The sequence below is a fragment of the Arthrobacter sp. H14 genome (genome assembly GCF_000520495.1).
GTDB lineage: Bacteria > Actinomycetota > Actinomycetes > Actinomycetales > Micrococcaceae > Arthrobacter_C.
Map to the genome: position 1 here is coordinate 3,261 of NZ_KI914633.1, position 8,412 is coordinate 11,672.

Here is an 8,412-nt window from a genome sequence, read left to right on the forward strand (position 1 = left end):
CCCGCCAAGCCTGACTCGTCTTCGGCGGATTGGCTCGTCGAAACCTGCTCATCCCCGATGGGTTCTTCGTCGGCCGGTTGGCCGGCCGCAGCCTGTTCCTCCTCCCCGGTGCTTTCGACGACGGCGGTCCGGCTCCTGCGGACGCTGATCCAGTCGAAGAGCAGGGCGGCGAGGGCACCGAGGAGCAGACCAGGAATGAGCAGCAGGACGGAGAAGAATCCCAACACCGTTCCGCGGCTGAACTCCGTGCCTTCCGGGCCGGTGAAGGCGATGATTCCGGCCCCGATGAGTCCCAGAAGTGCTCCGATGACCAAAAACGGGATGACTTTCGGTGCCCGGCGGATTGTGACGTTGCGCCGTTCTGGTTCAGAACTCATGTCTTAAGGCTACCGGTTCAGGGTCGGGTTCAAGGGCGGTCCAGATTTACCTGCCCGCTCTCGAGCATGGACCCTTAAACAGTTCCCGAGGATGGACCCTTAATGCGAAAGCTGGGTAAAGAACCCCTGCCTGCGTATCAAAGGTTCGTCCTCGCGTTTAGGGTTCATCTTCGCGAACCAATCGAGCCGGGATCATGCAGCGGACCGGCCGGTGGAGATCAGGCGGCAAACCGAATTGGCCGGAGGTTCGAACCGAACTGGCCGGAGGTTAGAGGAGGGGCAGGTGCTCGCTGAGGTCGGCCCGTGAACCTGAGGCAGACAGCTTTGCCTGGCTCACGGCGTCCGCCCACTCCAAGGTTCCGCTCACCAGCCCAAGCCAGGTTCCGCCGTCGCACTCAATCACGTTTGGGGGAGTGCCGCGGGTGTGGCGGGGTCCTTCGACGCACTGGGCTACGCCGAAGGGAGGTACACGCACCTCCACGCTGTTGCCCGGTGCACGGGAAGTGAGTTCCTCGAGGCTGAAGCGCACCGCGGTGGCGATCGTGTTCCGGCTGGTATCGCCGTCCTTCCACGCCGCCAGCGCTGCCTCGCCGTCGGAAACCGGAACGCGTCGTCGTGGTGTTGCCATCAACCGGACGCCCAACGGGTGGCCAGTACCAACATGACCAGTCGCCGCGCGGCCAATCGCGGAATTATCCCACGATGCATGGTCAGCCCAGCAGTGCCGTGACGGCGGAGGAGAGGCGGACCCGGCCGACCGGTTCGCCGCGGCCATACGTGACCGGAACAACCTTTTCCAGCACCGGCGCCACCTTGTCCGGCTCGATTGCCCCGGCGGCGGCAAGCAGAGTCAGGGCGACCAGCGAGGTGGCCCGTTCGGCGCCGTCGAGCATTTTCACCGCGACGGACACGCCCTTATCGGTGCCCATCACCATCACGCCTTCGGCACCGGTCTTGGCGATGATGCCGAGCTGATCCATCACCACGGAGTTCGACTCACCGCGGCCGTGCACCGCCCATGGGTAGTCGAGCATCGCCGTCGCCACTGTCGCCGCCCGGGCATCGGATGACTTGCTGCCCGGGGCCTTTGCCAGTTTGGAAATCCCGCGGGCCAGGCCGGTCAGGGTCACCGCCGGCGCCGGGGCACCACAACCGTCGACGCCCAGATGGGCAATGCGCTCGCCGGTGTAGTCCTCAATGACCTCGACAACGCGCTTCTGCATCGGATGATCGTGGTCCAGATAGGACTCGAGGTCCCAGCCGTTCTCGACGCAGGCCCACAGGAATCCCGCGTGCTTGCCGGAGCAGTTCATCGCAGGACGGACCCGGCCGCGCTCGGTCCGGACCAGCCAGTTGCGTGCCTCTTCATCCTTGGGCCAGTCGGCCGGGCAGCGGAGGTAATCGGCGGTCAACCCGGCAGCTTTCAGCATCCCCTGGACCACATCCATGTGCTCGTGCGATCCGACGTGGCTGGCCGAAGCGAGCGCCACCTGGACGCCGCGCAACGGTACGCTGGACTGCAGCGTGGCGATGGTCTGGAACGGCTTGAGCGAGGACCGCGGGTAGACCGGAGCGTTGATATCGCCGAGTTCCGTGACCACGTTGCCGTCCGCAGCCATGACCACCGCGGAGCCAATATGGCGGGATTCGATGAAGCCGCTGCGTTCAACGACGGCAAGCTCGGCGGCGTTATTGGACGTGAAGGTCTCAGGCATCTGCTGCTTTCCTTAGCGGTGGGTATTGGTCCAGAGTACCGCGCCTGCCGCCGCCTCCCGGGTTGCACGGGCAGCCATGCTCAATATCTCCGCAATAAGTTCGGAGACGGGCGCCATAGACCGCTACGCTTGGTGCTGTGAAGGTTCTTGTCATCGGCCCCGGTGGCCGCGAACACGCCATTGTCCGTTCCCTTCTAGCCGACCCATATGTCCGTGAGGTCCACGCCGCCCCCGGTAACGCCGGGATCGCGGAGCTGGTTCCCACGCATGAGGTCGCAGCGGAGGATCCTGCCGCCGTCACGGAGCTTGCCCAGCGGCTCGGCTCCGACCTGGTGGTGATCGGTCCGGAAGCGCCGCTCGTTGCCGGTGTTTCCGATGCCCTGCGCGAGGCCGGTATCGCCGTCTTCGGCCCCAGCAAGGCAGCCGCCGAACTCGAAGGTTCCAAGGCGTTCGCCAAGCAGATCATGGCCGCAGCCAACGTTCCGACCGCCATGTGCCGGGTTGCCACGACGGCGGAAGAGGTGGCGGAGGCGCTGGACGCCTTCGGTGCTCCGTATGTGGTCAAGGACGACGGGCTCGCGGCCGGCAAGGGCGTCGTTGTGACCCCCGACCGCGATGAGGCGCTGTCCCATGCGCAGACTTGTTTCGATGCCGGCGGTTCGGTCGTCATCGAGGAGTTCCTGGAAGGCCCCGAGGTCTCCCTGTTCGTCATCTCCGACGGCCGCAGAGCCATCCCGCTGGTCCCGGCCCAGGACTTCAAAAGGATTTACGACGACGACGCCGGCCCCAATACCGGTGGCATGGGCGCCTACACGCCGCTCAACTGGGCGCCGCCCGGTCTGGTCGATGAAGTCATGGCCCGCGTCGCGCAGCCAACGATTGACGAAATGGCCGGCCGCGGCACGCCGTTCGTCGGCGTTCTCTTCTGCGGCCTGGCCTTGACCTCCCGCGGTGTGCGCGTGATCGAATTCAACGTCCGCTTCGGGGACCCGGAAACCCAGGCCGTCCTGGCCCGCCTGAAGACTCCGCTGGGCCGCCTGCTGCTGAACGCCGCCAAGGGCGAACTGGATACCGACGAACAGCTGACCTGGTCCTCCAAGAGCGCCGTCGCCGTCGTCGTCGCGGCTGAAAACTATCCCGAAAGCCCGCGCAAGGGTGACCCGATCGGCGGACTGGGTGAGGTGGACGCACTGGACGGAGTCCATGTCATCCATGCGGGCACGAAGCTCGAGGATGGCCGGATTGTCAGTGCCGGCGGACGCGTGTTGTCCGTGGTCGCTCTGGGCCGGAGTCTGGAGGAGGCCCGGGACAAGGCGTACGACGGCGTTGGCCGGATTTCGCTCGTAGGATCCCAGCACCGCACCGACATCGGGACCAAGGCCGCCCGCGGGGAGATCGTGGTGCCGCCGCTGCGCACCGGTGCCGTTCCCGTCGTCGGGGCACAGCCGTAATGGCGCTGGAACTGCCCGACTGGGACCACGTCTACTCCGGCAAGGTCCGCGATCTCTACGTGCCCACCCCCTCTCTGGACCGACTGGCCACTAATGGTGGTTCTGACCTGTCCAAAACAACCATTAGTGGCAACTCAACCGGCGGTGGACAATCAGCCGGAGGTGATTCGACGGTCGGCGATGACGGCTCAACCGTCCTGGTCGTCGCGAGCGACCGGATCAGCGCCTACGACCACGTGCTTGCGTCGGAGATCCCGGACAAGGGCCGCGTCCTGACGCAGCTGAGCCTCTGGTGGTTTGAGCAGCTCGACGGCATCGCCAACCACGTCGTCTCCGCCGGAGTGGCCGGGGGAGTTCCGGTTGAAGTCGAAGGCCGGGCGATGATCTGCAAAAAGCTGGACATGTTCCCGATTGAATGCATCGCCCGCGGGTACCTGACGGGATCCGGGTTGTTGGAGTACCGGCAGTCACAAACCGTCTGCGGCCTTCCGCTGCCGGCCGGACTGGTCGACGGGTCCAGGCTGGAGGAACCAATCTTCACGCCATCGGCCAAGGCGGAAGTCGGCGAGCACGACGAGAATATCGATTTTGAGTCCGTCGTTTCCACCGTCGGCGCGGACGCCGCGGCTGAATTGCGCTCACTGACCCTCGATATCTACCGCCGTGCCGAGGCCATCGCCCGCGAGCGTGGCATCATCCTTGCTGACACGAAGGTCGAATTTGGAACAGATCCGGCCTCGGGTGCGATCACACTGGGGGACGAAGTCTTGACCCCGGATTCCTCCCGCTTCTGGGACGCAACAACTTGGGAGCCGGGCAAGGCTCAGCCGAGTTTCGACAAGCAGTACGTCCGGGACTGGTTGACCTCATCTGCTTCGGGTTGGGACCGCTCGTCGGATAGTCCGCCACCGGCCCTCCCGGAGGACGTCGTCGAACGCACCCGTGCCCGCTACGTCGAGGCATATGAGCGCCTCACCGGACGCGCCTTCGCCTGACACACAGGGTCCCGTCCGGCAAATTAGCGCTGCAGTGCTTCCTCGATCGGCTTGGCCATATATGGCGCCATGGTTTTAACGTACGTCGACGTCAGATGTGAGGCATCGGAGTACGTGATGACTCCGCCGTTGACGGCGCGACAGCGATCCGGCGCACAGATCAAGTGGTCGAAACTCTGGTAGTCGACGTCTTTTCTGTCGATGTTCTTAATCGCCTGGACCAGGGGATCTGCGATCTTCCAGTCACTGGGGGATCCGGAGCAGACCGTATGGTCGTCCGGGTTTTTCGCCACACATTCTGGTATGTCGGTGCCCGGGAATGTCGGATCCTTGATCGCCAACACATTAGTGCCGGCGTCGGCCCAACGCTTCAGATAGCTTTCGTAGCCCTCGACGGCGGCAGGGCCGGAATCCTTGAGACTATGGCCCATTATCGGTGATGATTGGCGCTCAGAGGTGATGACCAGGTCGTACTTGTCGCCCTTGGTTTGTTCCTGTGCCCACTGGCCCCATTCGTAGCAGTCCTGCGACTTCTTTTCGGTGTCGAACTGCTGCTTGGCGTCCGTGGCCGTGCACCGGGAGATGATGTACGTGTCGATGGTCCAGTTCTTTTCTTCGGCCAATTCACGCAGCGCCGGCAGCCAATGCCGGGCATGCGAGTTGCCCACCAAAGCGACCTTCTTGTCTCCGGAACCGAAGGTGCAGGACATCTTCTCGTCGTAGCTTCGCTCAGGGAAACACCGTGCCTCGTCGATGTCGGCCTTGTCCTTCTTCGCCAGTTCGGGACCCGGAACCACCTTCGCGTCTTTGTCGACCGGGCATTCCGCCGATCCCTTCACCAGGGCAGCGGCTCCCAGGCAGGGGTTACCTTCCTCTTCCACGGCAGCCAGTTCCTCCGCAGCGATGTCCTTGCGCACCTCTGCCTCGGTCCACTGCAGCGAACCGAGGGCGACGACGACCATCATCCCGACGGCGGCGAACTGGAAGCTGGAACGCACCGGGGCATGCGGTTTTGCAAAGCGGAACCGGTCTTCGACATGGACCTTGCTGATGCCGGCCAACACCAAGGTGGCCACGATGATCACGGCTTTGTCCAGCATTCCGAGACTTCCATTGCTAACGAAGGGCACCAAAGCAATCAGCGGCCAGTGCCACAAATAAACGGAGTAGGAGACGTCCCCGAGCCACTGGACGTGTCGGTGCTTCAGAAATGCTGTTGGGGAGAGCGGATGACGGGTGTCAGCCAGGAGGATGACGGCGGTTCCAACGACGGGCAACAGCGCTGCTGCACCCGGAAACGGCGTCGAACCCGTGTACCAGTATGCAGCTGCGAACACCGCGGCAATCCCCGCCCACGCCAGAATCGCTGCCAACTTACTGTCCGGGTTGCGCGCTCCAACGGTGGTGAAGGTTGCGGCTAATCCACCGAGTCCCAGCTCCCAAATTCTTGTCGGTGTAATGAAATAGGCGGCGGACGGCTCGACGGCAGTCACCCAAATGGATATGGTCAGGGAGACGAGTACGACGGCGGCAATTACCGTGCGTGCCAAGCGAATGGTGGCGCGGTCGGCAGCCTCGCTGCTTGTGGAGATGCCACGGCGGCCGAGCCGCCTGGACACGAGCCAAGCAACGGTGAGTATCAGCAGCGGCCAGACCAGATAGAACTGTTCCTCGACCGAAAGTGACCAGAAGTGCTGGACGGGACTATCGACGGCATCTGCTGACATGTAATCGACGGACCCCGCGGCCAGCGCCCAGTTCTGAACGTACAAGGCAGAGGCAATGATCTGCTTGGCCGTCTCAGTCCACATGGTGCCAGGCGCGACCAGTCTTACGGCCACCGCCGTCACTGTCAGAACCACCAATGCGGCCGGCAACAACCGGCGGAGCCTGCGCGCCCAGAACTTCCATAGGTCCGGAGCCTTGCGGGGCGGCTTCTTCAACAAATGTGAAGTGATCAGGTATCCGGAGATCACCAGAAACACATCGACGCCGATGTATCCGCCACTGATCTTGCCTGGCCATAAGTGAAACAGCACGACCAAAGCTACGGCGAGTGCACGCAGCCCTTGAATGTCCTTCCGCAACGGTGTTTGGGAAGATTCCTGTTGCCGGACAGGTACTTCCGCACTGGCGGTCATGGGAGTGTAAGTCCTTCGGAATAGTTCGGGCGTTATCAAATCTCTCTCAACGTTACCTTAGCGTTATCAAACGATCGAAGTCGGCCAGCCCGTCAGAGGATGTGGGGCATTGTCACTGCCGGACGAAGGTGGCAATGTAAGTCCATGGCGATCGAGGTGCGGGTACGTCGGCACCCGTCAGCTCTTCGAACGGGCGGGATTTACTAAAGCGGCGGACACCGGTTCGGTGCTGAACGGCTTTCCCCGCGTCCTCATGCGGCTCTAGCTGGGCTGACGATGAGCAACATTCAAAGCATCCAGCGTCCGCGGATACCCTCGCCGTGGACGGATCGGAAATTCCGCATTACAGTAGCGCCATGAAGAATTCCTGCCTGTAACTCAAGCACGCCCACTTGGGACCGCTTTTACCTGCAAGGAACTTCCATGCCCGCTTCTGTGGCCATTTCCCGTCTTGACGCCTCTTTCGGCGCCCGTACTCTCTTTTCCGGCCTGGACCTGGTCCTCGCGCCCGGCGCCGTCGTCGCCGTCGTCGGTCCAAACGGTGCCGGCAAATCCACCCTGATGCGGATGATCGCCGGACAGGCGGCACCCGGCGAAGGGTCCATCCGTTTTGCCCCAACGGATGCAACTGTCGGCTACCTCCCCCAGAACCTGCCCGACGGCGATGAAACCTTGCTTGCGTACGCCCGGCGGCGTACCGGGGTGGCTGCCGCCGACGTCGAACTTGAACAGGCTACCCAGGCTCTCGCCGAGCAACAACGGGGCAGTGACGACCTGTGCTCGGATGCCTTCGCCAGGTGGCTCGCGCTTGGCGCAGCGGATCTGGAGGGCAGGTTGCCGGAGGTGGCGGCCAAGGCCGGTCTGCAGGTGGATCCGGCGCGTCCGCTCGGAACCCTCTCGGGCGGGCAGGCGGCCCGTGCCTCACTCGTGACGGTGCTGCTGAGCCAGTATGACGTGCTGCTCCTCGACGAGCCGACGAACAATCTCGATGCTGCCGGGTTGCTGCTGATGGAGGAGTTCATCCGCTCCTGCCAGGCTCCGGTCATGATCGCCAGCCACGACCGGGCGTTGCTCGACCTGGTCGCCACGTCGGTGCTCGAACTGGACATCAAGCAGCAGCGGGTCGGCCACTACACCGGCGGTTACAGCGACTATGTGGAGGCACGGAATCTGGACCGCCGCCATGCCTGGGAGGAGTACGGGCAGTACGCGCAGAACCGCGATGCCTTGCAGGAGCAGGTCCGGCGCCGCGCCGAGTGGGCAGCCAAAGGGGCAAGGGCTGCGGCCAAATCCAAGGAGCCCGACAAACACATCAAGCACCGTAAGAGCCAGCGCGCCGATGCTCAGGCAGGACGGGCGGCGAAGGCGCAACGGGCCGTTGAGCGCCTCGACCGTCCGGAGCAGCCACGGAAGGAATGGGAACTCAGGTATTCGATTGCCGAAGCTGCTCCGTCCGCGGATCTGGCGTTGGGCCTGAGCGGAGCCGTCGTCAAGAAGGGGCGCTTCATCCTGGGACCGGTCGATCTGGAGATCGGCTCCGGCGACCGGATTGCCCTGACCGGAAACAATGGCAGCGGCAAAACAACGCTGATCCAGGCGCTCCTTGGCGAGGTGGCGCTCGACGCCGGCCGCCGGGCTGTGGGCTCGAAGGTTTCCATGGGCGTCGTCGACCAGGAGCGCTCGCTGGTGTCCGGACGGCAGCCGCTTGCCGACGTCGTCAGCCGGCTTTTGTC

7 protein-coding genes and 1 pseudogene are annotated in these 8,412 nt (G+C 63.8%); 4 read left to right on the forward strand and 4 right to left on the reverse strand.

The annotated features are described in order from the left end of the window. The 3 genes from Y707_RS31240 to Y707_RS0104495 form a co-directional block, all read right to left on the reverse strand. A partial coding sequence (locus Y707_RS31240; protein ID WP_051441644.1) for a hypothetical protein occupies positions 1 to 377 on the reverse strand: 377 nt, incomplete at its 3' end. Between the two features lie 268 nt (positions 378 to 645). Next, a complete protein-coding gene (locus Y707_RS0104490) occupies positions 646 to 1,005 on the reverse strand; it encodes a sterol carrier family protein (protein WP_026534189.1) in 360 nt (119 codons plus the stop codon). Positions 1,006 to 1,087: 82 nt separating this feature from the next. Continuing rightward, entirely contained in the window at positions 1,088 to 2,092 is a 1,005-nt protein-coding gene (locus Y707_RS0104495) for an asparaginase (protein ID WP_026534190.1), read from the reverse strand. Between the two features lie 137 nt (positions 2,093 to 2,229). Here Y707_RS0104495 and purD point away from each other — a divergent pair, with 137 nt between their 5' ends. Next, on the forward strand, positions 2,230 to 3,543 hold the full coding sequence (gene purD / locus Y707_RS0104500; RefSeq protein WP_026534191.1) for a phosphoribosylamine--glycine ligase: 1,314 nt from the start codon (positions 2,230 to 2,232) through the stop codon (positions 3,541 to 3,543). Next, on the forward strand, positions 3,543 to 4,538 hold the full coding sequence (locus tag Y707_RS0104505; RefSeq protein ID WP_026534192.1) for a phosphoribosylaminoimidazolesuccinocarboxamide synthase: 996 nt from the start codon (positions 3,543 to 3,545) through the stop codon (positions 4,536 to 4,538). The genes purD and Y707_RS0104505 overlap by 1 nt, the downstream gene beginning before the upstream one ends. Positions 4,539 to 4,561: 23 nt before the next feature. Here the strand turns inward: Y707_RS0104505 and Y707_RS23430 are convergent, their stop codons facing one another. Next, positions 4,562 to 6,679: an acyltransferase family protein gene (locus Y707_RS23430; RefSeq protein WP_051441645.1), complete on the reverse strand. Its 2,118-nt coding sequence runs from the start codon at positions 6,677 to 6,679 to the stop codon at positions 4,562 to 4,564. Positions 6,680 to 6,842: 163 nt separating this feature from the next. Here Y707_RS23430 and Y707_RS32635 point away from each other — a divergent pair. Continuing rightward, positions 6,843 to 6,944 (forward strand): annotated as a pseudogene (locus Y707_RS32635) (GNAT family N-acetyltransferase); the annotation flags it as partial. A 158-nt stretch (positions 6,945 to 7,102) separates the two neighbouring features. After that, positions 7,103 to 8,412, forward strand: a 1,310-nt coding sequence (locus tag Y707_RS23435) for an ATP-binding cassette domain-containing protein (RefSeq protein WP_051441646.1), incomplete at its 3' end; no start/stop codon positions are given.

Excerpts from the sequence above, each read along its gene's own strand:
- Y707_RS0104490 (WP_026534189.1), bottom strand. The coding sequence starts at position 1,005 with ATGGCAACACCACGACGACGCGTTCCGGTTTCCGACGGCGAGGCAGCG.
- Y707_RS0104495 (WP_026534190.1), bottom strand. The coding sequence starts at position 2,092 with ATGCCTGAGACCTTCACGTCCAATAACGCCGCCGAGCTTGCCGTCGTT.
- Y707_RS0104505 (WP_026534192.1), top strand. The coding sequence starts at position 3,543 with ATGGCGCTGGAACTGCCCGACTGGGACCACGTCTACTCCGGCAAGGTC.
- Y707_RS23430 (WP_051441645.1), bottom strand. The coding sequence starts at position 6,679 with ATGACCGCCAGTGCGGAAGTACCTGTCCGGCAACAGGAATCTTCCCAA.